The 1,639-nt window shown below is 64.4% G+C and carries 2 protein-coding genes; both read right to left on the bottom strand.

Annotated features, from left to right (window positions below):
• Positions 1 to 83: 83 nt before the first annotated feature.
• The gene (locus tag ACPZMI_RS04045; protein WP_054893888.1) at positions 84 to 311 is read right to left on the bottom strand and encodes a YheU family protein; all 228 of its coding nucleotides are present in this window, start codon (positions 309 to 311) and stop codon (positions 84 to 86) included.
• Between the two features lie 112 nt (positions 312 to 423).
• Positions 424 to 1,608 (bottom strand): osmoprotectant NAGGN system M42 family peptidase, encoded by a 1,185-nt coding sequence (locus ACPZMI_RS04040; RefSeq protein ID WP_186667013.1) that lies wholly within the window; start codon positions 1,606 to 1,608, stop codon positions 424 to 426.
• Between the last annotated feature and the right edge of the window lie 31 nt (positions 1,609 to 1,639).

Genomic DNA, 1,639 nt, shown 5'->3' with positions numbered 1-1,639 from the left:
GCACGACTGTACCGGAGTACATGAGCATTCCGAGCCCCGTTTCAACGCAGTATGGGCGAGTGCAGATACATTTCAGGCAGACCCTAGTCCAGAAGCTCCCGTGGCACATCATGCTTGGCCAGTAACTGGCACTGCTGGCTTTCCAGATCGAAGAGAATGAACGCCTGGCCCTTGGCCAAGGCCTGGCGCACGCGCAGCACGCGGGTTTCCAGTGGGGTGTCGTCGCCGTTGTCGGTGCCGTCGCGGGTGACGAAGTCTTCGATCAGGCGGGTGAGGGTGTCGGCTTCGAGTTGGTCGTAGGGGATCAGCATGATGGCTATCGGGTTGGGCAGGTTGGGCTGCATGCTACTTGAAAGTGGGGCAGGGACGTTAATCGTCGGCGACGTCTGGGCGGGGTCACCCGCGTAGACGCCGCCGCCAGGTTCAGCTCTTGTTGCCCACCAGGCTATCCACCGCTGGCACCCGGGTATCGCTCTCCATTTGCGCATCATGCTCCAGTTGATGACTGAAGCGCTCCAGAGAAGTATTGGCCGGTTGCGAGTCGCTGGCGAACACGGGCGGGCTGAGCAGGTACGCCGACAACAGGCGACTCAGTGCAGCCAGGCTGTCGATGTGGGTGCGCTCGTAACCGTGAGTGGCGTCGCAACCGAACGCCACCAGCGCAGTGCGGATATCGTGCCCGGCCGTGACCGCCGAGTGGGCGTCGCTGAAGTAGTAGCGGAACAGGTCGCGGCGTACCGGCAACTCCTGGTCGCTCGCGAGCTTGAGCAGATGACGGGACAGGTGGTAGTCGTACGGCCCTGAAGAGTCCTGCATCGCCACGCTTACCGCATGCTCGCTGGACGCCTGCCCCGGCGCCACCGGGGCGATGTCGATGCCGACGAACTCGCTGACATCCCAAGGCAGCGCGCCTGCGGCCCCGGACCCGGTTTCCTCGGTGATGGTGAACAGCGGATGGCAGTCGATCAGCGGTTGGCGGCCACTTTCCACCACAGCCTTGAGGGCTGCGAGCAATGCCGCCACGCCGGCTTTGTCGTCCAGGTGACGGGCGCTGATATGGCCGCTGTCGGTGAATTCCGGTAGCGGGTCGAAGGCGACGAAATCACCGATGCCAATGCCCAGCGCCTCGCAATCGGCGCGGGTAGCGCAGTAGGCGTCCAGGCGCACCTCAACGTGTTCCCAACTGATCGGCATCTGGTCGATGGCGGTGTTGAAAGCGTGCCCGCTGGCCATCAACGGCAGCACGCTGCCGCGAAACACGCCGGTGTCGGTGAACACGCTGACCCGGCTGCCTTCGGCGAAGCGGCTGGACCAGTGCCCCACCGCCGACAGGGCCAGGCGGCCGTTGTCCTGCAACTGCCGCACGCTGGCGCCGATGGTGTCCAGGTGTGCCGAGACGGCGCGATCGGGCGAACTCTGACGGCCCTTGAGCGTGGCGCGGATGGTGCCACGGCGGGTCAGCTCGAAGGGGATGCCCAGTTCGTCCAGGCGCTCGGCTACGTAGCGCACGATGGTATCGGTGAAGCCGGTTGGACTGGGGATGGCAAGCATCTCCAGGAGGACGCGCTTGAGGTAGTCCAGGTCGGGTTCGGGGAGTCGTTCGGACATGGGTACTCCTTGGGGTCTTTGCTGGCTTTTT

It is taken from the genome of Pseudomonas wayambapalatensis (assembly GCF_049942315.1).
GTDB lineage: Bacteria > Pseudomonadota > Gammaproteobacteria > Pseudomonadales > Pseudomonadaceae > Aquipseudomonas > Aquipseudomonas wayambapalatensis.
Note: the sequence above shows the minus strand (reverse complement) of the source record. Positions and strands in the feature narration are given on the sequence as shown.